The 25,416-nt window shown below is 74.9% G+C and carries 22 protein-coding genes; 14 read left to right on the top strand and 8 right to left on the bottom strand.

Annotation, left to right across the window (positions count from 1 at the left end):
• Positions 1-69: 69 nt before the first annotated feature.
• Positions 70-987: a slipin family protein gene (locus J5Y04_RS33535; RefSeq protein WP_209416185.1), complete on the bottom strand. Its 918-nt coding sequence runs from the start codon at positions 985-987 to the stop codon at positions 70-72.
• Positions 988-1,141: 154 nt separating this feature from the next.
• Entirely contained in the window at positions 1,142-2,263 is a 1,122-nt protein-coding gene (locus J5Y04_RS33530; protein ID WP_209416183.1) for a glycosyltransferase family 4 protein, read from the bottom strand.
• A 322-nt stretch (positions 2,264-2,585) separates the two neighbouring features.
• Here J5Y04_RS33530 and J5Y04_RS33525 point away from each other — a divergent pair, with 322 nt between their 5' ends.
• From J5Y04_RS33525 to J5Y04_RS33490, 8 genes are all read left to right on the top strand, one after another.
• On the top strand, positions 2,586-3,704 hold the full coding sequence (locus J5Y04_RS33525; protein ID WP_307853428.1) for a glycosyltransferase family 4 protein: 1,119 nt from the start codon (positions 2,586-2,588) through the stop codon (positions 3,702-3,704).
• A 429-nt stretch (positions 3,705-4,133) separates the two neighbouring features.
• Positions 4,134-5,939, top strand: coding sequence for a polysaccharide biosynthesis tyrosine autokinase (locus J5Y04_RS43755; protein WP_209416181.1), 1,806 nt, complete (start codon positions 4,134-4,136; stop codon positions 5,937-5,939).
• Positions 5,843-6,400, top strand: coding sequence for a DegT/DnrJ/EryC1/StrS family aminotransferase (locus J5Y04_RS33515; RefSeq protein WP_307853437.1), 558 nt, complete (start codon positions 5,843-5,845; stop codon positions 6,398-6,400). Before J5Y04_RS43755 ends, J5Y04_RS33515 begins: the two co-directional genes overlap by 97 nt.
• A gap of 129 nt (positions 6,401-6,529) precedes the next feature.
• Complete coding sequence (gene mscL / locus J5Y04_RS33510) at positions 6,530-6,985, top strand: large conductance mechanosensitive channel protein MscL (protein ID WP_209416178.1); 456 nt, start codon at positions 6,530-6,532, stop codon at positions 6,983-6,985.
• A gap of 370 nt (positions 6,986-7,355) precedes the next feature.
• Positions 7,356-8,186 (top strand): DUF6643 family protein, encoded by an 831-nt coding sequence (locus J5Y04_RS44060; RefSeq protein WP_374106166.1) that lies wholly within the window; start codon positions 7,356-7,358, stop codon positions 8,184-8,186.
• A gap of 222 nt (positions 8,187-8,408) precedes the next feature.
• A complete protein-coding gene (locus tag J5Y04_RS33500; RefSeq protein ID WP_209416177.1) occupies positions 8,409-9,287 on the top strand; it encodes an MOSC domain-containing protein in 879 nt (292 codons plus the stop codon).
• Positions 9,288-9,515: 228 nt separating this feature from the next.
• A complete protein-coding gene (locus J5Y04_RS33495) occupies positions 9,516-11,951 on the top strand; it encodes a right-handed parallel beta-helix repeat-containing protein (RefSeq protein ID WP_209416176.1) in 2,436 nt (811 codons plus the stop codon).
• A 90-nt stretch (positions 11,952-12,041) separates the two neighbouring features.
• A complete protein-coding gene (locus tag J5Y04_RS33490) occupies positions 12,042-12,407 on the top strand; it encodes a DUF6191 domain-containing protein (protein WP_209416175.1) in 366 nt (121 codons plus the stop codon).
• Between the two features lie 17 nt (positions 12,408-12,424).
• Here the strand turns inward: J5Y04_RS33490 and J5Y04_RS33485 are convergent, their stop codons facing one another.
• Together J5Y04_RS33485 and J5Y04_RS33480 are read right to left on the bottom strand one after the other, a co-directional pair.
• Positions 12,425-13,558, bottom strand: a complete 1,134-nt coding sequence (locus J5Y04_RS33485; protein WP_209416174.1) for a PLP-dependent cysteine synthase family protein — start codon at positions 13,556-13,558, stop codon at positions 12,425-12,427.
• Positions 13,559-13,741: 183 nt separating this feature from the next.
• Positions 13,742-14,923, bottom strand: coding sequence for an ROK family protein (locus J5Y04_RS33480; RefSeq protein ID WP_245205966.1), 1,182 nt, complete (start codon positions 14,921-14,923; stop codon positions 13,742-13,744).
• A 131-nt stretch (positions 14,924-15,054) separates the two neighbouring features.
• Between J5Y04_RS33480 and J5Y04_RS33475 the strand changes: the two genes are divergently transcribed.
• Together J5Y04_RS33475 and J5Y04_RS33470 are read left to right on the top strand one after the other, a co-directional pair.
• Entirely contained in the window at positions 15,055-16,374 is a 1,320-nt protein-coding gene (locus tag J5Y04_RS33475; RefSeq protein ID WP_307853427.1) for an MFS transporter, read from the top strand.
• A 76-nt stretch (positions 16,375-16,450) separates the two neighbouring features.
• Positions 16,451-17,200, top strand: coding sequence for a barstar family protein (locus J5Y04_RS33470; protein WP_209416172.1), 750 nt, complete (start codon positions 16,451-16,453; stop codon positions 17,198-17,200).
• Between the two features lie 67 nt (positions 17,201-17,267).
• Here the strand turns inward: J5Y04_RS33470 and J5Y04_RS33465 are convergent, their stop codons facing one another.
• Positions 17,268-18,491 (bottom strand): RNA-guided endonuclease TnpB family protein, encoded by a 1,224-nt coding sequence (locus J5Y04_RS33465; RefSeq protein ID WP_209416171.1) that lies wholly within the window; start codon positions 18,489-18,491, stop codon positions 17,268-17,270.
• Between the two features lie 183 nt (positions 18,492-18,674).
• Here J5Y04_RS33465 and J5Y04_RS33460 point away from each other — a divergent pair, with 183 nt between their 5' ends.
• Positions 18,675-19,253: a HutD family protein gene (locus J5Y04_RS33460; protein ID WP_209416170.1), complete on the top strand. Its 579-nt coding sequence runs from the start codon at positions 18,675-18,677 to the stop codon at positions 19,251-19,253.
• A 156-nt stretch (positions 19,254-19,409) separates the two neighbouring features.
• Here J5Y04_RS33460 and J5Y04_RS33455 read toward each other — a convergent pair whose 3' ends face one another.
• On the bottom strand, positions 19,410-20,402 hold the full coding sequence (locus J5Y04_RS33455) for a triacylglycerol lipase (RefSeq protein ID WP_245205949.1): 993 nt from the start codon (positions 20,400-20,402) through the stop codon (positions 19,410-19,412).
• Between the two features lie 114 nt (positions 20,403-20,516).
• Here J5Y04_RS33455 and J5Y04_RS43750 point away from each other — a divergent pair, with 114 nt between their 5' ends.
• On the top strand, positions 20,517-21,794 hold the full coding sequence (locus J5Y04_RS43750) for a CdaR family transcriptional regulator (protein WP_209416169.1): 1,278 nt from the start codon (positions 20,517-20,519) through the stop codon (positions 21,792-21,794).
• A 98-nt stretch (positions 21,795-21,892) separates the two neighbouring features.
• On the opposite strand, the gene J5Y04_RS33445 is transcribed toward J5Y04_RS43750, so the two are convergent.
• Entirely contained in the window at positions 21,893-22,651 is a 759-nt protein-coding gene (locus J5Y04_RS33445; protein WP_209416168.1) for a DapH/DapD/GlmU-related protein, read from the bottom strand.
• A gap of 120 nt (positions 22,652-22,771) precedes the next feature.
• Here J5Y04_RS33445 and J5Y04_RS33440 point away from each other — a divergent pair, with 120 nt between their 5' ends.
• Positions 22,772-23,581, top strand: a complete 810-nt coding sequence (locus J5Y04_RS33440; protein WP_209416167.1) for a maleylpyruvate isomerase family mycothiol-dependent enzyme — start codon at positions 22,772-22,774, stop codon at positions 23,579-23,581.
• Positions 23,582-23,599: 18 nt separating this feature from the next.
• Here the strand turns inward: J5Y04_RS33440 and J5Y04_RS33435 are convergent, their stop codons facing one another.
• Positions 23,600-24,373, bottom strand: coding sequence for an enoyl-CoA hydratase family protein (locus J5Y04_RS33435; RefSeq protein ID WP_209416166.1), 774 nt, complete (start codon positions 24,371-24,373; stop codon positions 23,600-23,602).
• Positions 24,374-24,563: 190 nt separating this feature from the next.
• Between J5Y04_RS33435 and J5Y04_RS33430 the strand changes: the two genes are divergently transcribed.
• A complete protein-coding gene (locus tag J5Y04_RS33430; RefSeq protein WP_209416165.1) occupies positions 24,564-25,361 on the top strand; it encodes an ATP-grasp domain-containing protein in 798 nt (265 codons plus the stop codon).
• Positions 25,362-25,416 lie beyond the last annotated feature (55 nt).

Below are 25,416 nucleotides of genomic sequence, written 5' to 3'. Positions count from 1 at the left end.
CCGGGCCCGGTGGTGGCCCGGTCCCGGGCCGGACGGACGCGCAGGCTCCTCACTCCGGGCGCAGGCTCCTCACTCCGGGCGCGGGGCGTGCTCCGGGCGCGGGGGTACCACGGCGGGCGCGGGCTCCGCCTTCGCGAGCGCGGGCGCTGCGGTCGCCGCGGACACTGCGGCCCCCGCGGCTGCCGCGGGCGCGGGCGCCTCGGCGGCGGGCGCCGCCTCCTGCTGCGGGGCCGCACCGGGCTTGGGAGTGGCGCCTTCGAAGAAGCGCAGCAGCTCGACCGGGAACGGCAGGACGAGGGTGGAGTTCTTCTCCGCCGCCACCTCGACCACGGTCTGGAGCAGGCGCAGCTGCAGCGCGGACGGCGTCCTGTCCATCATCTCCGCCGCCTGGGAGAGCTTCTCGGCCGCCTGGAACTCGCCGTCGGCCGTGATGATGCGGGCCCTGCGCTCGCGGTCGGCCTCGGCCTGGCGGGCCATCGAGCGCTTCATCGAGTCGGGCAGCGCGACGTCCTTGATCTCGACCCGGTCGATGTGGACGCCCCAGCCGACGGCCGGGCTCTCCAGCATCAGCTCCAGGCCGCGGTGCAGGTTCTCCCGGCCGGAGAGCAGGTCGTCCAGCTCGCTCTTGCCGATGATCGAGCGCAGCGAGGTCTGCGCGACCTGTGACATGGCGAAGGCGTAGTTCTGGACGTCGACGGTGGCCAGCACCGGGTCGACCACCCGGAAGTAGACCACCGCGTCGACCCGGACGGACACGTTGTCCCGGGTGATGCCCTCCTGCGCGGGCACCGGCATGGTGATCACCTGGACGTTCACCTTGCGCATCCGGTCGACGACCGGCACCAGCAGGGTCGGGCCGGGCTGGCGGACCCGTCCGCTCACCCGGCCCAGCCGGAACACCACTCCCCGCTCGTACTGCTGGACCACCCGCACTCCGGTGGCGAGCCAGAGGATTGCCAGGGCCGCGAGGCCCGCGAGTACCACCATGTCCGGTGACCTTTCCCCGTGCCGGCGCGTCCGGGCCGAGTCCCTGATGGCTCCGTCGTACGAGCGCGCCGCGGAGGAAGTATCCGCCCGCTCCGGCCGGTTGCCTACGGCGGGTGCGGGTCTTGATGCACGGTCGGCACCGCGGTCGGCACCGTCACGCCCGTTCCCGGCCGGTGACCGCCGTGAACAGCGCCTGCCACCGGTCGGCGACCACGCCGAGCTCGGAGTGCGCCAGCGCGTGCTCGCGGGCGGCGGCGCCGAGCGCGGCGCGGTCGCCGGCCAGCACCTTGGCCAGGGCCTCGGCGAGCGCGAGCGGGTCGCCGGGGGCGGTCAGTGCGCCGGTGCGGCCGTCCTGGACCACCGAGCGGACCCAGCCGACGTCGGTGGCGACGGCGGGCAGGCCGGCCAGTGCGGCCTCGATCAGGACGCCGGGCACTCCCTCGCTGTCGCTGGTGAGCAGCAGTGCGTCGGCGGCGCGGTAGAGCGGTGCCGGGTCGGCGAGGATCCCCAGGAAGTGGGCCCGGGCGGCGGCCGGGTGCTGTTCGAGGGCGGTGCGCAGCGGGCCGTCGCCGGCCACCGCGAGCCGGACGTCGGGAAGCCGGTCGAGGGCGTCGAGGGCGAGGTCGAGCCGCTTCTCTGGGGCGATCGCGCCGATCCAGGCGACCAGCAGGCCGTCGGCGGGCAGGCCGAGGGCGTGCCGGGCGGCCCGTCGGTCGGCGGGGCCGTCGGCGGGCGGGTAGCGGTCGGCGGCGCGGGCGTTGGGGATGGTGCGGACCTTCCCCGCGGGCAGCCGGAACCGGTCCTGGAGGACGGCGCGGGCCTCGTCGGCGAGCGCGGTGACGGCGGCGGCCCGGTGCAGCAGGACGCCGGTGCGCAGGCGGCGCAGCGGGCTCGCCGTCCAGTGCCGGGGGTCGCCGATGGAGACGTAGACGAACGGGGTGCGGGTGCCGGCCAGGGCGAGGGCGCAGGCCGGGAGGGTGGCGGAGCCGTGCGCGACGACGAGGTCGGCGGTGCGGGCGGCGGCGCGCAGGGCGCGCAGGGTGGCGGGGTGCAGCCGGCCGGGGCCGAGCACGGTGGTGGCCCGGGTGTCGGGTGCGTCCGGGTGGGCGTCGGGGTGCGGGGCGAGGGCGCGCAGTGCGGAGGCCTGGCCGCGGCGGCGCAGTTCCCTGTGGAGGTCCCGGGCGAGGTTCTGGGCGCCGCGTCGGCGCGGGTCGGTGATCAGGTGGAGGATGCGGGGGCGGGTTCCGGCCGTCTTCGCCGGCGTCGCGTCGGGCATGGGATCGACCTTGGCACAGGGCCCGGCGCGGTACAGCCCCTTCGCGCAACCCGGTGGTGGCCTGCGCGCCCGCGTGGGTACTCCCGGTGGGCGCCGTTCGATGCCGTCGCACGCTGACCGCGCCGGCTGTGCGCCCTGCCGCACGCCCTCGGCCGCCCCCCGCCGCCCCCGGGGCCGGGGACCGTCCTGGCCGATTCCCTGGCGGGCCGCGGTCGCCACCTGCGATGCTGATCCGCAATCAGGGCGCCGGCCGGCATGGGAGACCGGGCGCGCCCACGAGGGCGGGGGTTGGCCTGTGCATGTGCTCTATGTGATCGACAGCGTGAGCAGGGTCGGCGGGGCCGAGCAGGGTCTGGTGGCGATGGCCCCCCAACTGGTGCGGGCCGGCGTGAAGCTGGACGTGGCGTACCTCAAGGACTCGCCCGGCGGTTTCCAGCCGGAGCTGACCGCGGCCGGCGCCGACGTGTTCGGGGTGGGCCGGCCCACCCGGGGGCGGACGGCCGCCGCGTTGCACCGGCTGGTCCGGGAGCGCCGGCCGGACCTCGTCCACACCACGCTCTACGAGTCGGACGTGCTCGGCCGGGCCGCCGCGCTGTCGGCCCGTACTCCGGTGGTCTCCAGCCTGGTGAACTCGGCGTACGGCCCGGAGCACCTCGGTGCGCGCGGGCTCAGCCCGTGGAAGGTGCGGGCGGCGCAGGCGGTCGACGCCGCGACCGCCCAGGGCACCCGGCGCTTCCACGCGCTGACCCGGTACGTGGCCGGGGCGATGGCGCAGCGGCTGCGGGTGTCGCGGGAGCGGATCGACGTCGTCCCGCGCGGGCGCGACCCGGAGCTGCTGGGCACCGTCACCCCGGAGCGGCGAGCCGCCGTGCGGTCCGCGCTGGACCTGCCGCAGGACGTCCCGGTGGTGCTCGCGGCGGCGCGCCAGCAGTACCAGAAGGGCCTGGACGTGCTGTTGGAGGCCTGGCCCGCGGTGCTGCGGGCCGAGCCGGACGCGGTGCTGCTGCTGGCCGGCAGCGAGGGCACCGAGACGGCGCGGCTGACGGCGCTCGCCGAGACGGCCGGCAGCGTGCGCTTCCTCGGGCCGCGCGACGACGTCTTCGACCTGATGGCCGCCTCCGACGCGTTCGCCGTGCCCTCCCGGTGGGAGGGGCTGGGCAGCGCGGCCATGGAGGCGATGGGCGTCGGCGTGCCGCTGGTCTGTGCGGACGTGCCCGCGCTGCGCGAGACGGTCGGTTCGGAGGACTACGCCCGGCTGGTGGCACCGGAGCGGCCGGCCGAACTGGCGGCGGCGCTCACCGACACGCTGGAGGACCGGGCGTCGGCCCGGGTGCGGGCGAAGGCGGCCCGGGCGCGGTTCCTGACCGCGTTCACACTGCACCACGTGTCGGCCCAGATGGTCGGGTTCTACGAGCGCTCGTTGCGGCTGCGCCAGGTCTGACGGGATCCGGCCACCGCGGTCCCGTCCGCCCCGGTTCGCCGGGCCCCAGTATCGCCAAAGCGGTTGCGCCGCACGTCGCGGCTCGGCAAGCATCGCAGCAGGGGACCGGCGGGGGCGGCGGGCCGGGGGCAGGTGCGCCCCGCTCCGCCACGGGGGGCGCATCGTCAGGGGGCGGGTTGCGACATCAGCCGCGGGATTCCACCGTGCCGGACTCCCTGCACAGTTGGCAGCACCCGGACCGCCTCGCTCCCGAACGGGCCGCCCCCGGGCGGGAGTTCCACAGCACCGCCGCACGACGAACGCGAGGGGATCCAACCGGCGGAACCGGCAAACCACTTCACCGTCCTGCGGCGGTACTGGCGGCTTCTCGTCGGCTGCACGCTCGCCGCACTCGTCGTCGGCTGGCTCCTGACCCCGGCCGGTGGCACGGTGGACAACGCCAAATGGAAGTGCAAGGTCGCCATCACGCCGGTCGCGGGGGCCGGTGACACCGTGCGGGCCGACCAGGTGCTCTCGTACGCGCAGGGCTCGGACGTCGCGACGGCGGCGGCCGAGCAGCCCGGCACCGACGCCGCCGCGGTGATCGCCCGCCGCACGGTCACGGCCGACAGCGCGCAGATGCTGTCGATAGCGACCACCGGGCCGACCCAGCAGTCCTGTTCCGACCTGGCGGCCGCGTACTCGGCCGCGATCATCAAGGGCTTCAGCGACGAGTCCGCGAAGAGCGCCGCCGAGACCGTCAAGAAGCTCCAGGCCCAGGCCGACGCGCAGCAGCAGGCGCTGGACGACATCCAGCAGCAGTTCAACCGCTCGTCGGCCGGGGACCAGCCCAAGCTCCAGCCCAAGCTGACCGCCGCGTCCACCTCGCTGACCGCGACGCTCACCGCGATCAGCAAGCTGCAGAACGGCGCCCAGACCGACGCCATCCAGCAGTGGGGCAGCATCGACGCCCGCCAGGGCACCACCAACCTGCTCTCCTCCCCCACCCGCAGCGTCCGGCTGGGCCTGGCGGTGGCCCTCGGGCTCGCCCTCGGTGTGGTCGCGGCGCTGATGCTCAGCCGGATGGACACCCGGCTGCGCACCCGCAACGCGGTCGAGGAGGCGTTCAACCTGCCGGTGATCGGCGAGGGGCCCCAACTCTCGTGCCGTCTGCGGCGGTTGCGCGATCCGCTGGTGCGCGCCCGACCGTCCGACCCGGCCGCCGAGGCCTACCGGTCGCTGCGCTCGACCCTGCTGCTCACCGGCCCGGACGCGCTGGCGCTGCCGGTCCACGGGCAGGGTGAGCGGGAGCCCGCCGGGGCCGTCGCGCGCCGGCTCACCCGGCCCGCGCCGGTGGTGCTGGTCGCCTCCGGCAGCAGCGGCGACGGGCGGAGCACCACGGTCGCCAACCTGGCCGCCGCGCTCGCCGAGACCGGTCGCGAGGTCCTCGTCCTGGACTGCGACTTCCGCCACCCGCAGCTGCACGCCCACCTCGGTGTGGGGGGCGGCCCCGGCATGGCCGAGCTGCTCAGTGGCGAACAGCTGGGCGAGCTGGACGAGTTGATCCGGCCGACCAATGTCGAGGGGGTCTCGCTGATCACCGGCGGCAACACCACCGCCTATCCGGCCGCGCTGGTGCTGCGGGCCGCCGAGGCACTGCGCCGGGCACGCCGGTACGCGGACGTCATCCTGGTCGACACCTCGCCGCTGCTGCACGCCAACGACGCGTACGACCTGGTGCAGCATGCGGACGCGGTGCTGGTGACCGTGCGGAGCGGCAATGCGACGCCGGAACAGGCCGACCGGGTCTCGGAGTTGCTCTCCCGGACCGGGGTGCCGGTGGCCGGTGTGGTTCTGCTCGGCACGTACGGCCCGACCGGGCGGCGGCGGCGCAGCGCGGCGGGTGGCGGCGGTACGACGGCGCTCGGCGGCCGCTCGGCGCAGACCGCCCTGCCGCGTCCGGGGGCGCCCGCGCCGGAGCACGGAGGCCAACGGGCGGCGGAGCGGGGGTCCGGCCGGCCGGCCGAACGACCGGCGGAGCGGACGGCGCCCAGCTGGGCACGGCGCGGCGCCACCGGCGGCGGCACCGACGGCCGCAGCGCGAACGGCACGCACGGCACGTACGGCACCCGCGGCACCAACGGCCCGGCGAGGGCGGCCTGGTCGCCACCCGGGACGCCGACCTCGCCCGCCGGCTGCGCACCGCCCGCGACTACGGGAACCCGGGCGACTACGACACGCTCTTCCCCGGCCTGAACGCCCGGATGAGCGAGCTGCACGCCGCCGTCGGCCTCAACTGGCTGGCCGGGCTGCCCGAAAGGGTGGTCCACCGGGGCACACTCGTGGCCGAGTTCGCCGCGGGGACGGCCGGCCTGCCCGGACTGCGGCTCGCCCTGCCGGAGGAGGGCGACGTCTCCACCTTCAAGGACCTCACCCTCATCCTGGACGCCGGCGCGTTCGGGCTCACCGCGCGCCAACTCGCCGACGCACTACGGGCGGAGGGCATCGACTCGCACCGTTACTTCCACCCGCCGGTGCAGCGCCAGCGCGCCTACGCCCACCTCGGGCAGGCCGAGACGCTGCCACTGACCGACCGGCTGGCCGACTCGGTCCTCACCGTGCCGCTATGGTCGCACATGGACGCACCCGTCGTCCGCCGGATCGCCGCGGCGGTGGCCCGGATCCAGCCGTACGCGGAACGCCTGCGCGCAGCCTGACCCGCGCGCCGCCGCGTTACGCGGTTCGGGTGAACGCGGTTGGACCGCGGGCACCCCCGGTCGGCAGGATGTCCGGCCGGGGCCCGCGGTCCCGTCCCACCCTCCCCCGTACGGATTTGGAGTCACCCGGTGCTCAAGGGATTCCGCAGCTTCCTGCTGCGCGGAAACGTCGTCGACCTCGCGGTCGGCATCGTCATCGGCGCGGCCTTCACCGCCGTCGTCACCGGGTTCGTCACGGCCTTCCTCACCCCGCTGATCGGCGTCGCGACCGGCGCCGTCGGCGACTTCACCCAGAAGACCTTCGCGGTCGCGGGCACCAGCTTCCCGTACGGCGTGTTCGTGAACGCGCTGATCAGCTTCGTGCTGGTGGCCGCGGTGATCTACTTCATCGTGGTGGTGCCGGTCGGCAGGCTCCAGGCGAAGCTGGAGGGCGCCAAGCCGGCACCGGTGGCCAAGGCCGACTGCCCGGAGTGCCTGAGCACTATCCCGGCCGCGGCGGTGCGCTGCTCGTTCTGCACCTCCGAGGTGGCGGGCCGCCCGGGCTTCCCCGCCCAGGCCTCCCCCCGGCCGGCGCCGGTCCGCTGACCCGAAGGCCCGCTGACCTCGGGCTTCGCGGCCCCGAAGACTCTCACGGGGACTTTATTCCCGAAACATTCACGAGCCCTCGCCGGTCCGCCGACGGGGGCTCGAATGCGCCAGCGCACGCCCTGCCCGCAAAAGTTTCTTCGTCGGTCCCCGAACCGTCCACCGCCCCGACACCGCAACGGCCTTCGCGGGCCCCGTCCGAGCCCCGTTCGAGGCCGCACCCCGGCCCGAAGCTGGCCTGAACTCGACGCCGGAATGTCCGTTCTTACTACTTTCGAAACCTTTGTGCGAGCGAAGACTGTGTAAACACTCGAACTGCTCGGCCTCCCACTCTCCTCAGCAGGCGCATTGTGGGCTTACCGTATGCCCCATGACCTCGCCCCGCTCCTACGACGGAGTCGGCTACCCCTCTCCGTCCTTCTCCTCCGGCACGCCCATCTACGACTCCCTCGTCGCAGAACGCGGTGTCCCGCAGATCGCGCCCATCAACGTGCCGGCCGCCCTGCCGCCGGCACTGTCCTCCGGTTACGGATCCGGCCTCGGCCCGTCCTATGAGAACCGGTACGGCAGTGGGTACGACACCCCCGGCAGCAACCTCCCCGCGCTGCCCCCCGCCCGCCTCGCCCTGGGCCCCGGCCCGAGCAGCGGCCCCTCCGCCGGCCCCGCCACGACGTACATCCCGGCGCAGCCCGCGCCGGCGTACGCCTCCGCGCCCCAGCCGCCCGTCCCCGGTTACGGCGGCCCCCAGGCGTACCTGTCCGGCCAGCGCCCGCAGGCCCCCGCCCCCGGGTTCTCGCAGGCCACCGGCGGCGGCGCCTACCAGCCGTCCGGCGGCCAGAGCTTCGGCGGACAGAACACCTTCGTGGGTGCCGGCCAGGGCGGCCCGCAGTCCTTCGGCGCGCAGCCGCTGGGCGGCCCGGGCTCCTTCGGCGGCCCGCAGCAGTCCGCCGGCCAGCAGCCCGGCGGGCCGCAGAGCTTCGGCGGCCAGCAGTCGTTCGGCGGCCAGCAGCCCTTCGGCGGGTCCGGTCCGGCCGGCCCCGGCTTCCAGGGCCAGGGCGGCGACCAGTCCTTCGGCGGCGCCCAGCTGCGCCCGGCCTCCCCGGTCGCGCCGGTCCGCCCGATGCAGCCGCAGCGCCCGGGCCAGTACGCCGAGCCCGGCCAGTTCCAGCAGGGCTACCAGCCGCAGGGCCAGGGCTACTAGGTCGAGCCCGCCACCCCGGGCCGGCCCCACCCGGCCCGAACCCGCACCACCTGAGCACCACCCGGAGCCACCGCGCTCCGGGCGTACGGAGAAACGGGTCATCCACGGACCGTCCGGACCGCCACCTCACCTGGCGTCCGGGCGGTCCGTGCGCGTACGGGGCCCGGCAGCGTCCCGGGAACCGGATGCCGACGGCGTGACGGCTCCTGGCAGGATGGGGGAATGCAGCTCACCGGACTTCACGTCTACCCCGTCAAGTCGATGTACCGCCTGAGCCCCGAGAGCGCCCGGGTCGAACCCTGGGGCCTGCTCGGCGACCGCCGCTGGATGCTGGCCGACCCCACCGGACGCTTCGTCAGCCAGCGCGAGAACACCGCCCTCGGCCAGATCCGCACCGCGCTCGCCGACGACGGCACGCTCACCCTCACCGCCCCCGACGGCTCCCGGATCGAGGTCCCGGCGCCGGCCGTCGCGGCGGGCGACCCGCTCGCCGAGGTCGAGGTCTGGGGCGACCGCTTCAGCGCCGCCGAGGCCGCCAAGGAGGCCCACCTCTGGATCGCCGAGCACCTCGGCGACTACCGCCTGGTGCACCTGGACGACCCGCGCTCCCGCCCGGCCGACCCGGACTTCTCCTCGCCCGGCGACACCGTCTCGATGGCCGACGGGTTCCCGCTGCTGCTCACCAGCACGGCTTCGCTCGACGAGCTCAACGCGCTGATCGCCAAGGACCACCCCGAGGACCACGAGGTGCTGCCGATGGAGCGGTTCCGGCCGAACGTGGTGGTCGACGGCGCCGTGCCGTGGGCCGAGGACGGCTGGCGCCGGATCCGGATCGGCGCGCTCACCTTCAAGGTGGTCAAGCCCTGCGGCCGGTGCGTGATCACCACGACCGACCAGGAGAGCGGCGAGCGGCACGGCCCCGAGCCGCTGCGCAGCCTGGCGCGGCACCACAAGCTGCTGAAGAAGGCCGCGTTCGGGCAGAACCTGATCCCGGAGCGCCCGGCCGGCACCGAGGGCGACGTACTCGGCACGCTGCGGATCGGCGACGAGGTCGAGGTGCTGGAGGACGGCGCGCACTGGCCGGCCGGCGAACCGGTCTGAGCCACGGGCTCACGCCGCCCGCCCCCGCCCGCCGGCGTGACGTCCGGAACCCGAACTGTGCGCGCTCGTTGAAGCATGTGGTGAAGACGAAACGGCCCCCGGCACCTCTCCGCGCCGCGCGGGCGGACCACGCGCGCGGGCGCGCTACGGTGGGCGGACGGCCCGCGCGCCCCCGCGCGTACGGCCCGTTGATCGCCGGCTCGACGAAGGTGGGGACGACAGACCGTCATGGCTGAGCACAGGGTCCGGGTCACCCAGGACAGCGCATCCCGCTGGCGGCGCCGCGCCGGCGAGTACGACACGCTCGCGGAGGCCCTCGCGGCCGCCGAACCGGGCGACACGGTGACCGTCCGGCCGGGCACCTTCCGGGAGAACCTGGTGCTGGACAAGGCGGTCACCGTCGTCCCGGCGCAGGGCCCCGGCACCGTCCGGATCGATCCGCCGAGCGGTGTCCCGCTGACCGTCACGGCCGCCGCCACCGTCCGCGACCTGGTGATCGAGGGCAGTGACAGTTCCCTCCCGGCCGTGCTGGTCACCGGCCCGGAGGCGACGCCGGCGCTCAGCGGCTGCCGGGTGGAGACCCGCTCGGCCAGCGGTGTGGAGGTCACCGACGGCGCCCGGCCCACCCTGCGCGGCTGCGTGGTCACCAACCCGGCCGGTCTCGGCCTGCGGCTGCGCGGCGGGGGAACCGCCGCCGCCTTCGACGACTGCGAGGTCGCCGCCGCCGGGCAGGCCGGGATCGCCGTGCTCGGCGGCGCCACCGCCGCGCTCCAGCGCTGCCGCATCCACCACGCGACCGGCGCCGGCGTGCTGCTCACCGACCCGGGCAGCGCCGCCGAGCTGACCGGCTGCGAGATCTACGAGATCCGCGGCAGCGGCGTGCAGGCCGAGGCCCAGGCCGGCGGGCGGCTGGTCGACTGCGACATCCACCGGGTCACCGGCAACGGCCTGACCCTGGACGGCGAGGCCGAGCTGGTGCTGACCGGCTGCCGGGTGCACGACCTGCCGGAGAACGGCGCCGACCTGCGCGGCCGGGCCCGGCTCGGCCTGGTCAACAGCACCGTGCGGGACTTCGGGCGCGGCGCGCTCTCGGTCTGGGACCAGGGCACGGAGGCCACCGCCGAGTCCTGCGAGATCCACGGCTCGTCCGGCGAGTACCCGGCGCTCTGGGTCAGCGACGGCGCCCGGCTCACCCTCACCGACTGCTCGCTGCACGACCTGCCGGACGCGCTCTTCGTCCTGGACCGCGACTCCGCCGCCACCGCCGAGGGCTGCTCGTTCAGCCGGATCCGCAGCTCCGCCGTGTCCGTCAGCGGCGGCGCCGGGGTGACGCTCTCCCGCTGCCGCGTCCAGGAGGCCGGCACCGGGCTCTGGTTCCGCGACCACGGCAGCGGCGGGCTGCTCACCGACTGCGAGATCTCCGACGTGGCCACCGGCGTGATCGTCACCAAGGGCGCCGACCCGGTGGTGCGCGACTGCACCGTCCGGGCCAGCTCGGACGCCGGCGTGTACGTCTCGGCGCAGGGCCGCGGCACCTTCGAGGACTGCCGGGTCTCGCACGGCAAGGGCTTCGGCTTCCACATCATCGACGGCTGCCGCACCGTGTTGACCCGCTGCCGGGCCGAGCAGAACGAGCGGGCCGGCTTCGAGTTCTCCGAGCCCGGTCCCGTGGTGGAGGCCTGCACCTCGGACGATGTCGGCCCGGCCGCACCCGCGCCCGAACTTCCCGCCCCGAGGGCGGCCCAACTCGCCCCTGCCGCACCGCCGTTGGCCGCCCCCCTGGCCGCCCCGGCCCCGGCCCCGGCCCCCGGGCAGGCCTCGGCGGCGATCGGGCCGATCCCCGACTGCCGGCCCGCCGACGAGGCACTGGCCGAACTCGACGCGCTGGTGGGCCTGGCCACCGTCAAGCAGGAGGTCCGGACGCTGATCGACCTGATCTCGGTCGGCCGGCGCCGCCGCCAGGCCGGGCTCAAGGCCCCCTCGCTCCGGCGGCACCTGGTCTTCACCGGCGCCCCCGGCACCGGCAAGACCACGGTGGCCCGGCTCTACGGCGAAATCCTGGCCTCGCTCGGGGTGTTGCAGCGCGGCCACCTGGTCGAGGTGGCCCGCGTGGACCTGGTCGGCGAACACATCGGCTCCACCGCGATCCGCACCGCCGCCGCCTTCGACCGGGCCCGCGGCGGGGTGCTCTTCATCGACGAGGCGTACGCACTGGCACCCGAGGACGGCGCCCGCGACTTCGGCCGGGAGGCGATCGACACCCTGGTCAAGCTGATGGAGGACCACCGGGACGAAGTGGTCGTCATCGTGGCCGGCTACACCGCCGAGATGGAACGCTTCCTCTCCGCCAACCCCGGTGTCTCGTCCCGCTTCTCACGGACCATCACCTTCTCCGACTACAGCGCGGACGAGTTGCTGGAGATCGCCCGCGCCCAGTGCGCCGAACACGAGTACGCGCTGGCCGAGGCCACCGAGGGCGCACTGCTCGACCACTTCGCCACCCTGGAGCGCGGCCCCAACTTCGGCAACGGGCGCACGGCCCGGCAGGTCTTCGAGACGATGGTCGAGCGGCACGCGATGCGCGTCGCCCACCTGGAGGACCCGTCCACCGAGGAGCTCCAGCTGCTCGTCCCCGCCGACCTCCCGGCCGCCCGGCTGCCCTGACCCGACCTGTACCCCGGCCCCGACCAGCCCCGACCGGCGGGGCGGGGCTGCGTCGGGAACTCACCCCCGCCGGAAGGGCGTTGGGCTGACATGGACGTGCTTCTCACCGGCGCGGCCGGCGGGCTGCTGCTGCCCGCCGCCCTGGTCGTCGTGTTCTTCCTCGGCGCGGTCGCCCGCCGGCTGCTCGCGCACCCGCAGGCGGGTGGCGTGCGCCCGGGCTCACACATGGGCCCGCGGGCCGGCGGGGGCCGCGCGGGGGCCACCGCCACCGAGGAACTGCACGCGCTGCTCTACCCGGGCAAGCGTGACCAGCTGGAACAGCGCCGGATCGAGCTGGTGCTGCGGGACGACGAACACGACGGCGGACCGAAGCGGACCGGCATCGACCTCGCGGGCGGCACGGCAGTCCTCCCCCTGGTGCCCGAGCAACCCGAGCAGCCCGGGCAGCGCGAGTAGCGTGGGCGGTCCCGGCGTCAGCCCGACCAGGCGCCGCCGGCCAGGAAGGACTCCAGGCGGGCCCGGTACGGCGCGATGTCGATCCGCTCGCCGGCCAGCCAGTCGTCCGAGTAGTACTTGTCGAGGTAGCGGTCGCCCGGGTCGCAGATCAGGGTGACCACGCTGCCGCGCTCCCCCGTCTCCCGCATCTGCGCGACGATCTTCAGGGCGCTCCACAGGCCCGTCCCGGTGGAGGCGCCGGCCTTCTTGCCGAGCACGTCCTCCAGCACCCGCACGGCGGCGATCGAGGCGGCGTCCGGGACCTTCATCATCCGGTCGATCGCCCCGGGCACGAAGCTCGGCTCCATCCGGGGCCGTCCGATCCCCTCGATCCGCGAGCCGCTGTCGCAGACCGCCTCCGGGTCGTGCCGGACCCAGCCGTCGAAGAAGCAGGAGTTCTCCGGGTCGGCGACGCAGATCCGGGTGTCGTACTGCATGTAGTGGACGTACCGGGCGATGGTCGCCGAGGTGCCGCCCGTACCGGCGGTGGCGACGATCCAGGCCGGTTCGGGGTGCGGTTCCAGGCGCAGCTGGGCGAAGACCGACTCGGCGATGTTGTTGTTGCCGCGCCAGTCGGTGGCCCGCTCGGCGTAGGTGAACTGGTCCATGTAGTGCCCGCCGGTCTCCGCGGCGAGGCGGGCGGAGGCCTCGTACACCTCGTCCGAGCGGTCGACCAGGTGGCACTCGCCGCCGTGGAACTGGATCAGGTCGATCTTGGCCTGGCTGGTGGACTTGGCCATCACGGCGATGAACGGGACGCCGACGAGCTGCGCGAAGTACGCCTCGGAGACGGCCGTGGAGCCGCTGGACGCCTCGATCACCGGCTTGCCGGGACGGATCCAGCCGTTGCAGAGCCCGTACAGGAAGAGCGAGCGGGCCAGCCGGTGCTTCAGCGAGCCGGTGGGGTGGGTGGACTCGTCCTTGAGGTAGAGGTCGATGCCCCAGTCCGCGGGGAGCGGGAAGCGGAGCAGGTGGGTGTCGGCGGAGCGGTTGGCGTCCGCCTGGACCTTGCGGACCGCCTCCTTGAGCCAGCTGCGGTAGGCCGCGTCGGTGCGGTCCACGTCGTCGGTCCGCCCGGCGCCCGCGCGCTCGGCACTCAGCTGGGTGCCCATCGGTCACTCTCCTCGCTCGAACCCCCCGGTTTGCTCACTACGAGTGTACGAGAGTCACGATAAGTGACCGTTTACGGTGCCCCAGCTTCCGCTTATCGCGCCCGCCGGGCCGTCCGGCCACACCCGGCCTGCCCCCACCATCCCCGCCGCCTCAACGCACCGCCGCCTCAACGCACCGCCGCCTCAGCCCACCGCCACCACCGACTGCGGGTCCGCCAGGTACGGCCGCCAGGCCAGCTCCGCCGCGCCGGCCAGCGCGCCGTGCGCCAGCTCCGCGCCGACGATCGGCACCCGCCCGCTGCGCCCCCACAGGCAGCGCTCGGCGACCACCGCGCGCAGCCGCTCGGGCGCGGCCTCCAGCAGGTCGAGGTGGAGCCCGCTGAGCACCACCCGGTCCGGGTTGAGGATGTTGGCGACACCGGCCAGGCCGAGGCCGAGCCGGTCGATGACGTGCTCGACCGCGGCCCGCGCGCGCTCGTCGGTGGCGGCGGCCCGGCAGAGCTCGCGGGCCTGGTCGAGCAGGGGGCGGTCCGGGTCGGGGGTGAGTCCGGCCGCGGCGAAGAGGGCGTCCGGGTCGGTCTCCGAGTTGAGGCAGCCGCGGTTGCCGCACTGGCAGGGGCGGCCCTGCGGGTCGACGGTGAGGTGCCCGACCTCCAGGGCGAGTCCGGCGCTGCCGGTGTGCAGCCGGCCGTCGATGACCAGCGCGCCGCCGACGCCGCGGTGGCCGGAGGTGACCAGCAGCAGGTGGCGGGCGCCGCGGCCGGCGCCGTGCCGGTACTCGGCGAGGGCGCCCAGGTTGGCGTCGTTGGCGATGGCGGTGGGCAGCGGGTCGAGCGCGCGCGGCCCGTTGTCGGCGCGGCCGACCTCGACGTCGTACAGGTCGGCGACCGGCGTGCCGCTGGGCCAGGCGAAGTGCAGGGCGGCCAGCGCGGTGCCGTCCGGTTCGGTGACCGGGTTGGGCAGGGCGAGTGCGGCGCCGAGGCAGCGGCGGTTGCTGTTGCGGGCGAGTTCGGCGCCCGCCTCGGCGACGGCGCGCAGCATCCGGACCGGGTCGGTGGCGGCGGGCAGTGGCCGGTGGACGGGCGGTTCGAGCAGTCCGCCGAGTCCGGCGAGGGTGACGCTCAGCCCGTCGGCGTGGATCTGTCCCGCGATGACGACCGGGCCCTCGGGGTCGATGGCCAGCCGGTGCGAGGGGCGGCCGCGGCCGCCGCCGGCCGGGCGGGAGTCGACGGTGATGAGGCCGAGCGCCTCCAGCTCCGCGGTGACCGCGCCGGCGGTGGCCCGGGTGACGTCCAGCGCGCGGGTGAGCGCCGAGCGGGTCGGGGTCTGTCCGGTGTGGATGAGCGAGAGCGCGGGGCCGAGCAGCGTCCGGCCGCGGTCGGGGGCCGCACGACGGTGGGCGTCGCGCTGCGCGTCGCGGTCGGCCTCGGTGCCGGGGGGCGAGCCGGAGGGCCTCGGACTTGAAGGAGTGAGCTGCACGCCCCTATTGTGACTTTGTGCCGCTCCGAAACAAAATCCGTGACCATGTCCGCACCGACCGGCCGTCCTCCCAGTCTCGCAGCACATCCGCCGTCTCCGACACCCTCCGCCGTCCCGACGGCCCCCAGCGGGGCCCGGCCGGCGCCTCCTGGAGTGCCGCGCGCCTCGCGCTGACCGCCTTCTTCGCCGTCGACGGCTTCCTCTTCGCCGCCTGGGTCGTCCGCATCCCGGACATCCGCAGCCAGGTCAGCGCCTCGCACAGCGCACTCGGGCTCGCCCTGCTCTGCGTCTCGGCCGGCGCCGTCGCCACCATGCCGGTGGTCGGCCGGCTCTGCCTCCGGTACGGCTCGCGGCCGGTCACCGTCGGCTCGCTCGCCCTGCTCAGCCTCGCCGTCCCGCTGCCCGCGCACGCCCACTCGGTGGCGGCGCTCGGCGGTGTCCTGCTGCTCTTCGGCGCGGGCTACGGCGGTGCCAACGTCGCCATGAACAGTGCCGCCGTCGACCTGGTGGCGCAGCTGCGGCGCCCGGTGATGCCGAGCTTCCACGCCGGGTACAGCCTCGGCGGCCTGCTCGGCGCCGGCGTCGGCGGGCTGCTCGCGACCGCCCTCACCACCGCGTGGGCGCTCGCCCTCGGCGGGCTGCTCGGGCTCGCCGTGACAGTGGCCGCGGGCGTCGTCCTGCTCCGCGGTCCCGCCGCACCGGTGGTCGCGCCGGAGCGGGCCGCCACCACCTCGTCCCCGGGGGGCGCGCCGGAACGAGCCACCGCCGCCTCGTCCCCGGGAGCGGCCCGGCTGCCGCAGGCCCGGCTGCTCGTCCTGCTGCTCGGCCTCACCGCCTGCTGCACCGCGTACGGCGAGGGCGCCGTTGCCGACTGGACGACCCTGCACCTCACCGACGACGTCCACGCCACGGCCGGCGCGGCCGCCGCCGGGTACGCCGCGTACGCCTTCGCGATGACCAGCGGCCGGATCGCCGGCACCTGGCTCTCCATCCGGTTCGGCCAGACCCGGCTGATGCTCCTCGGCGGCCTCACCGCCGCGGCCGGCATGCTGCTCGCCGCGCTCGCCCCCTCGGTGCCGCTCGCCGTCACCGGCTTCGTGCTGGTCGGCCTCGGCCTGGCCAACCTGTTCCCGCTCGCCATCGCCCGGGCCGGCGCCGCCGGCGGCCCGCAGGGCGTCGCCCTCGCCTCCACCCTCGGCTACGGCGGCATGTTGATCGGCCCGCCGGTGATCGGGTTCCTCGCCGACGCCGTCGGCCTCCCGCTCGCCCTCACCACCGTCGCCCTGACCGCCACGCTGGCGGCCCTCCTCCCCCTCACCGTCCGCACCCGCCACTGACGCCCCCTCACCGTCCGCACCCGCCACTGACGTCCCCTCAGCGCCGGTTGTCAGGCCCCACCCGTACGCTGGCGCGGTGCACCGAGCCCTGTACCGCCTGACCGGCGAAGAAGACGAGGACCTCTGGGCGTACGCCCGGGACGCCACCGGCCTGTTCCGTCCGCTGCCCGGCGGCCGGCGCCGGGTCCGGCTGCTCGGCTGCGCGCCGCAGGGCGGCCTGGAACGCGCCCTGCGGCACCTCGGCGGCAGGCGCGCCGACGCCGGCAACGCCCACCTCGACCTGCTGGACCACTCCGGCGCGGAGCTGGGCACGTACTTCGTCAACTGGGTCACCGCCCGGGAGGTCCGTCCGTCCGCCCTCGGCCCGGAGCTGGTCGACCTGACGCTCGACCTGTGGTGCGACGACCTGCTGCCGCACTCCGAGTGGCCCTGGGAGCTCCGACGCACCGGCCGGCTGGACCGTCCCGGCCTCTGGCGCTCACTGGGCCCGGCCGGGCGTCACGCCTGGCTCTCCGTGGCCATGCGGCACCACGGCCGCGGCGGGCTGTCCGACGCCCCGCCCGGCGCGGTGTACGAGCTCGACGGCCGGCAGCTCGTCGACGAGGACAGCTTCTACTGCGCCGTCGGCGAGGCCGTGAACGGCCCCGGCGGGTACTTCGGCTGGAACCTCGACGCGTTGGACGACTGCCTGGGGGGCCGCTGGGGCGCCACCGCCCCGTTCATGCTCCGCTGGCACCACTCCGACGTCGCCCGCGCCCGCCTCGCCCGGTTCCCCACCGTGCTGGAGATCCTGCGCCGGCACGGGGTCGAGGTCGTCCTGCTCTGACGGCTCCCCCGGCCCCGTGGCAGGATGCCGCCTTGACATCATCCCCTCCTGATGGAGGGGATTCCCCTCAGCCTCGCGGCTGAGTCGCTGCGCGTTGGCGCTGCGGTGGGACTACTTCCTGCTTCACCGACGACCGCCCGCCCGGAGTGCTCCGTTGAGGTCTTACACCGTCTCCACAGGCCGACACCGCCAGTCCGGCGGCCAGAAGGTTCTTCGCGGCGTTCACATCCCGGTCGTGGGTCGTGCCGCATCCGCACGTCCAGGTACGAACGTTCAGCGGCATCCTCCCGGCGAGGCTGCCGCAGGCGGAGCACAGCTTGGAGGAGGGGAAGAAGCGGTCCACGACCACCAGGTCCCTGCCATACCAGTCGCACTTGTACTCCAGCATGGACCGCATCTCGGTCCAGCTCGCATCCGAGATGGCCCGGGCGAGCGTGTGGTTCTTGATCATCTTGCGGACGGCCAGGTCCTCGATCACGAGCGTTTGGTTTTCGCGCACGAGCCGAGTGGTGAGCTTGTGCAGGAAGTCCCTGCGACGGTCGGCGATCCTGGCGTGGATCCTGGCGGCCCTGACCCGGGCCTTGGCCCGATTCTTGGAGCCCTTGGCCTTGCGGGCAAGGCCCCGCTGCGCCCTGGCCAAGCGCTCCCGGTCCTTGCGCTCCTGCCTCGGGTTGATGATCCTCTCCCCGGTGGAGAGCGTCACCAGCGAGTCGAGCCCGGCGTCGATGCCGACCGCCGTGTCCAGCACAGGCAGCGGCCCCACGCCGGGGTCCTCGCACAGCAGGGAGACAAACCAGCGTCCCGAGGCATCGCGGCTGACGGTCACCGTGGACGGAACCGCCCCATCGGGAAGCGGACGCGACCACACGAGGGCCAGCGGCTGCTCCATCTTCGCCAAGGTCAGCTCACCGTCCCGATAACGGAACGCGGAGCTGGTGTACTCCGCGGACGCCCGGGACTTGTGCTTGGACTTGAAACGCGGGTGCTTCGTCCGCTTGGCGAAGAAGTTGGTGAACGCCCCCTGCAGATGCCGCAACGCCTGCTGCATCGGAACGCTGGACACCTCGTTGAGAAACGCCAGATCCTCCGTCCTCTTCCAGGCCGTCAGCATTGCGGACGTCTGGTTATAGGTGATGCGCTCCTGGCGAAGCGCCCACGCCTCGGTACGGGCGGCGAGAGCGAGGTTGTACACCTTCCGCACGCATCCGAACGTCCGGGCAAGCATTTCGGCCTGCTCGGCGGTCGGGTAGAAGCGGAACTTGTATGCCCGCTTCACGTGGCTGGTCGGCACAGCTCACACCGTATCGCCTCGGATTGTAGCCATGTGACGAATCATCACCTTACGTGTCGGCACGCCGCCTTGGCGGCGGTCTGCCGCTCCCTGTCCCGCTACGCGGGAGTTTCGTCTCTCCCCCGCAAGCGGGAGGTACCCCCACCCCCGGCTGAAGCCGGGGGTATCCACGAAAGGACCCTGATGACGACCAGCGGGCGGATCCAGGTACTGCGGGCGGCCGAGCGCCCGGCGACGGCGTGGCTCAACGGGGGCGGGGTGACCAGGGAGGTCGCGGGCTTCCCGGCCGGGGCCGGGCTCGACTCCTTCGACTGGCGGGTCAGCCTCGCGGACGTGGCCTCCGAGGGGCCGTTCTCGGTGTTCGCCGGGATCGACCGGGTGATCACCCTGGTGGAGGGCGACGGCATGGCGCTGACCGTCGACGAGGCCGAGCACCGTGTCGACGAGCCGTTCCGCCCGTTCGCGTTCTCCGGTGACGCGTCCACCGGCTGCCGGCTGCTCGGCGGCCCGGTGGTCGACTTCAACGTCATGACGCGGCGCGGCCGCACCACCGCCGGCCTCGACCTCGCCACCGCGCCCCGGACCGTGGACGTCCCGGCCGGCGCCACCGTCCTCCTGCTCTGCCTCGCCGGCACCGCCGCGCTCGGCACGGACACCACCCTCGACCGCTTCGACGCCGCCCTGCTGGACGGTCCCGGCGGCCCGCACGAGCTGCGGCCCGACGGCGTGACCGCGGTCGTCACCTTCCGCACCGGTCACTGAGCCCGGCCGGACGCCACCGCGCGCCACCGCGCGCCACCGCGCGCCACCGTTCTCCACTGGCCACCGCGGCATGCCACCGCCCTCCACCGCATGCCGCTGCACAGGAAGTCGGCCGATCCGACTTCCTGTGCAGCGTTCATGCGTGGGCGGGGACGGTCAGCCGCAGTAGGCCGGCGTCGCGTGCGCCGGGTCGAGCGCGTTGGTGACCAGGTGCAGGGCGGTCGGCGAGAACGCGATCGCGACGTGCTCGGCGAGTGAGACCGGGCAGCGGTCCTGGAGGACGACGTTGCCCACGGCCGGGCCGCTGAGGAACTGCGTCCGGTACGGCGTGACCACCTCGTCGTACACGGTCGAGATCACCGTGTAGCGGACGCCCGGCACGGTGTCCGGCAGCGTGGCCATCTTCCGGTTGAACGCGGAGCCCACCGCCTGGTCCCGGCAGGCGTTGCAGGCGGTGTAGATCAGGTCGGCGACCCCGGGGAAGTACGGCGCCAGGTTGGTGATGCCGTCGAGCGTGGTGCCGTGGTTGGACGGAGCCAGGCCGACGACCTTGTCGACCTTGGCCGCGCCCCCGAGGAACTTCAGGTAGTAGTTCGGGAGCATGCCGCCCTGCGAGTGGCCGACGATGTCGACCTTGGCCGCACCGGTCGCCGCGCGCACCAGGTCCACGAACCGGCCCAGTTGGGCGGCCGACTCGTCGATCGGGCCGAGCCCGCCGACCGGCAGCAGCAGGCCGCTGCCGGAGGAGGTGATGCCCGGCACCATGCCGTAGTCCAGGGCGAAGACGCAGTAGCCCTTGTTCTTGAGCAGCGGCGAGAGGGCGAGCCAGTTCTCGTACCGGTTGGCGAAGGTGCCGTGCACCAGGACCACCGGGTCGGGGTGCGCGGCCGTCGGCCGGCAGCTCCAGTCGTTGGCGCCCGGCGGCGAGGCCACCGAGTCACCGTCCGGCGGGAGTTGGGCTCCCGCGAGCTGTTCCGGCGAGGCCGCCGGGGCGGACGCGGTGGGGGTCGCGTCCGCCCCGGAGGCCGCATACGCGGCACCGGCCGGGCCGCCGGCGAGCAGCGCACCGGCCAGCAGGGCCGAGCCGAGGGTGCCGAGCAGCCTGCGGCGCACCGGTCTTGCGGGGAAGCGGGAAAGTGGGGTTCCCAACTGTTGCCTCCACAGCGGAAGTTTGTTACCAACAGGTAACCCGAGTGCCTCCATCATGCGGTCGCCCCTCCGGCCCGGCCCTTGGGTGTCCCCCAGACCTGGACGGTGTTTTCTGTGACCGGTCACAATTCACCCGCTTGCGCCCCCGGTTGGCGGATCCCGGTGATCGGCGGAGTGCCCGCCGACCAGCGGCTGCTCGGCTCCGTACCGGAGTTGGTCGAGACCCTCATCGCCACCCTGGTGGAACGCGTACCGACCTACCGCCGCCTGCCGCGCGAGCAGGTCGCCGGCGAGCTCGCCCAGGTCACCGAACGGCGGATCCGCGCCCTCGCCCAGGCCGTCCGCACCGGACTGCCCGCCCCCGCGGCCGAGTTCGCCGCCGTCCGGGAGGCCGCCGCCCGCCGGGCCGAGGAGGGGCTGCCGCTCGACGCCGTCCTGCTCGCCCACCACCTCGGCATGGAGGTCTGCTGGGAACTGGTCACCCGGCATGCCCGCGACGGCGACGCCGCCGACCTGCTCGTCCTCAACCGGCTCCTGCTCGACCAGCTCCGCCAGGCCACCTCCGCCGCCGGCGCCGGCTACGTCGAGGACCGCCGCGGCCTCGCCGACGAGCGGCACGCCGCCCGGCACGCCCTGCTCACGGCACTGCTCGACGGCGCCCCCGCCGACGAGGCCGCCGAACGCGCCGGCCTCCGGCTCCCACCCGCGTACGCCGTGCTCTGCCTCGCCGTCGCCGACCACCCCGACGAGCAGGCGCCCGGCGTCGACCGTGCGGTGGCCGCCCGGCGCAAGCTGCGCCGGCTCCGGGCCGAACTCGACCACCGCACCCGGCAGTCGGCGCTCACCTCGCTCACCGCCACCGGCGGCGTGGCACTCGTCCCGCTGGACCGCGGACCGGACGCCGTCCCCGCCGCCACCTGGCTGATGCTCGCCGACACCGTCCACCGGACGGCCCGCGCCACGGGCGCGGCCGTCCAGGCCGGCGCGGCGGCGGCCACCCCCGCCGGGGTGCCGGGCGCGGCCGTGCTCGCCCACGAGGTGCTGGAGGTCGCACGGGCCTTCGGCCGCCCGCCCGGCCTGCACCGGCTCGACGACGTGCTGCTGGAGTACCAGCTCAGCCGGCCCAGCCACGCGCGCTCCCGGCTCGCCTCCCTGATCGAGCCGCTGGCGGACTCCGGCGACCTGCTCGCGACCCTCCGCACCCACCTGGCCGGCGGCCTCAACCGCCGTCACACCGCCCGCACCCTCCACCTGCATCCGAACACCGTCGACTACCGGCTGCGTCGCGTCGCCGTCCTCACCGGCCTCGACCCCACCCGGCCCGCCGACCTCCTGCGCATCGCCGCCGCCATCGCCGCCCACGACGCCGAACGCACCCAGGAGCCGGCCTGACACCGGACAGCGGGCGCCTGCCGCCCCGCCAGAGCCGCAGACCACCCGGCCCGCCCACCGTCAGGGCCACACCGCCCGGCCCGCCGCCGCGCGCCCCCTCACGCCCCCGACTCGCCGGGCAGCCGCAAGTCCCAGCCCGCCAGGGCCCGCAACTGCTCCGCGGTGATGTCACCGGGGAGCGGGCTGGGCGGGTCGTTACGGAAGGGGGGCTGCCAGCCCTCCTCCTCGGTCCAGCGGCGGACGATCTTCGCGGGCGCGCCCGCGACGACACTGTGGTCGGGCACCTCGCCGCGGACCACCGAGCCGGCCGCGACCACCACGTTGCGGCCGAGCCGGGCGCCGGGCAGGATCACCGCGCCGGTCCCGATCCAGCTGCCGGAGCCGATCTCGACGGGCTCGTTGCGCGGCCACTGCTTGCCGATCGGCAGGTCGGTGGCCCGGTACTCGTGTGCCTGGTCCGATATGTAGACGCCGGGGCCGGTCCAGACGTCGTCACCGAGGACGATCGACTGGTGGCCGACGATGTGGCTGTCGCGGCCGATCACACAGCCGCCGCCGATCCGGACGATCGGCTCGGGCCCGAGGTCGAGCCCGGGCAGGAAGCCGGCGCTGATGGTGACGCGCTCGCCGATGATCGAGAACGGGCCGATGGTGATCCACTGCTCGTTGAAGACCGCACCCAGCGGGAAGCTCAGCTTCGTCCCGGCCCCCAGTTCACCGAACCGGTACGGGCCGGGGCTCTCACTGGACACCGCACCGGCCCGCTGCACCCACTGCCAGCCCCGGTGGACGAGCCGCCCGACGGCGCGGCGACCGCCGGACCGGGCGGCGGAGAACAGGGAACGGGTGATCGACATGCGGCCACGTTACCGGCCCGTACGGCGCCGTCACCGGACAGGCGGCCAACATCACATCCGGCCCTCCCGCTGGACGTAACCACGTCCGAAATCCGCCGGAGACTGCCAGACTCGTACGCCATGGAGATCATCGAGCACATCGACGCGCTGCGCCGCGAGGGCACCCTGCTCGCCGACGCCGCCGCCCGGACCGACCTCGACGCGCCCGTTCCCACCTGCCCGGACTGGCGCCTGCGCGATCTGGTGCTGCACACCGGGCGGGTCCACCGCTGGGCCGCCGCCTACGTGCGGGACGGCCACCGGGAGCTGCTGGACGCCGACGGCGAGCGCGCGGTCATGGGTCCGGATCCGTCGGACGCCGGCCTGGTGGACTGGTTCCGCGGGGGCCACGCCGCCCTGGTCGAGGCGCTCGCCGGGGCACCGGCCGGACTGGACTGCTGGAGCTTCCTCCCCGCCCCGAGCCCGCTGGCGTTCTGGGCCCGCCGCCAGGCGCACGAGACGGCCGTGCACCGCTTCGACGCCGACGCGGCGGCCGGGGCCGAGGGTCCACGGGTGGCCGCCGGCCTGGCGCTGGACGGGATCGACGAGCTGCTCCGCGGGTTCATGGCCCGCAGCCGGGCCCGGGTGCGCAGCGAGCAGCCGCGCACCCTCCTGGTGCAGCCCACCGACGGACCGGGTTCCTGGCTGCTGACCATCAGCCAGGAACCCCTCGTCGTCACCGTGCCGGGCGGCACCGCCGCCGACCGGGGGACGGGTGGGGAAGCCGGCGCGGACCTCACGCTCACCGGCGCGGACCTCACGCTCACCGGCCCGGCCCGCGAGCTCTACCTGCTGCTCTGGAACCGGCTGCCGGCCGAGCGGGTGCGTCTCACCGGCGACCGGTCCCTGCTGGGCCTCTGGCGCGAGACGGCCGCCGTCAACTGGAGCTGAGCGCGCCGCGCCGCACCCTCAGCGGGCCCAGGGCGCCGGGCGCTTCTCCAGGAAGGCCCGCATGCCCTGCTGCGCCTCGTCGGAGCCGAACAGCCGGGCCGACAGCTCGACCAGCTCGTCGGCGTCCCGCTCGAAGGAGCGCACCACCTCGGCGTTGGCCAGCCGCTTGGACTGCGCGAGCCCCTGCGGCGAGCCGAGCCGCAGCGCGTCCAGCAGGCCCTTGAGCGCGGTGCCGGTGGACTCCGCGGAGTCCGTGGCCTCGGTGATCAGGCCGATCCGGGCGGCCTCGGCGGCGTCGAAGACCTCGCCGGTCAGGTAGTACCGGGAGGCGGCGCGCGGGTCCAGCTTGGGGCGCAGCGGCAGCGAGATGACGGCCGGCGCGAGGCCGAGGCGGACCTCGGTGAACGCGAAGGTGGCGGCCGGTCCGGCCAGCGCCAGGTCGGCGGCGCCGACCAGGCCGAGGCCGCCGGCCCGGACGTGCCCCTCGATCACGGCGATCACCGGCTTCGCGCAGTCGACGATGGCCCGCTGGAGGTCGACGAGGCCGCGCGGGCCGACCGTCGGGTCCGCGCCGGTCGCCTCGGAGAGGTCCGCGCCCGCGCAGAACACCTTGCCGGTGTGGGCGAGCACCACGGCGCGGACCTCCGGGTCGGCCGCGGCGGCGGCCAGGCCGGCGGTGAGTTCGGCCATCAGCCGGGTGGAGAGCGCGTTGCGGTTGTGCGGCGAGTCGAGGGTCAGGGTGGTGACGGCGTCGGCGGTGGTGACGCGGACGAAGGGTACTTCGCGGGTCATCGGTGCGGGCCTGCTTTCCGGCTGAGGGTGGGTCGGATTGCCGTGGCGCCGGTCCTCCCGGGACGGCGCCCGGACGACTCTGACATGCCCACCCGCCGCTCGGCCAGAGCCACCCGCCGCGAGACCCGTCACCCCTTCGTGCCGAAAACCGGTGGTCGGCCCGCGGCCGGACACGGCAGCATCGGTGCCCATGACCTCCGACGCCGTCCTGCTGCTCGCTCCCCGGATCAACGACACCGGGCTCCAACTGCGCACCGCCGCCGGCCGCCGCGGCCTGCGCGCGCACACCGCGACGGCCTGGCGCGCCCCGGCGGAACTGCTCGGCGCGCCCGTGCACGTCTACGGCGGCCCGCTGTTCGGCGACGCGGTCGGCGGCGCGTTCGGCCTGGCACTCCTCCAGCCGCCGGACGACTGGCCGGCCCGTCTGCCGCAGGAGCTGACCGGGCGGTCGATGTCGCTCACCACGCTGGCCGAGGCCCGCCGGCTGCGCCGCCCGATGTTCCTCAAGCCGCCGGGCGACAAGCTCTTCCCGGCCAAGGTCTACCCGGACGGGTCCGGTCTGCCCGGCCCGGACGCGCTGGACGACGACACCCCGGTGCTGGCCAGCGAGGTGGTGCGGTTCCACCGCGAGTACCGGCTGTTCGTGCTGGACGGCGAGGTGCGCACCGCCTCGCGCTACGCGGTGGACGGCGACCTGAGCATCGCGCCGATCGACGAGGACCCGTACCGGGCCGAGGTGGCCGCCTTCGCCGCGGACGTGCTGGCCGCCTCGGCCGGGATGCTGCCGAGCGCCGTCGTGGTCGACGTCGGCCCGTTGGACGGCGGCCGCTGGGCCGTGGTGGAGGCCAACACGGCCTGGGCCAGCGGTGGTTACGCCTGCGCCCCGGACGCCGTGCTGGACGTGGTGCTGCGGGCGGGCGGCCCGGCCGCCGTTCTCCCGGCCGCCGACCGCCCGTACTGCCGGGAGCTGCCCGAGGTGGTCCACTGACCGCGGCGGGCGGCGAAAAGGCGCTGGTGCGGTGATCGTCCGTCGGCCACCATGG

Origin of the sequence: Kitasatospora sp. RG8, from assembly GCF_017813315.1 — a bacterium.
Lineage (GTDB): Bacteria > Actinomycetota > Actinomycetes > Streptomycetales > Streptomycetaceae > Kitasatospora.
The sequence above is the reverse complement of the archived record's forward strand: the minus strand, read 5'-3'. Positions and strand labels throughout refer to the sequence as shown.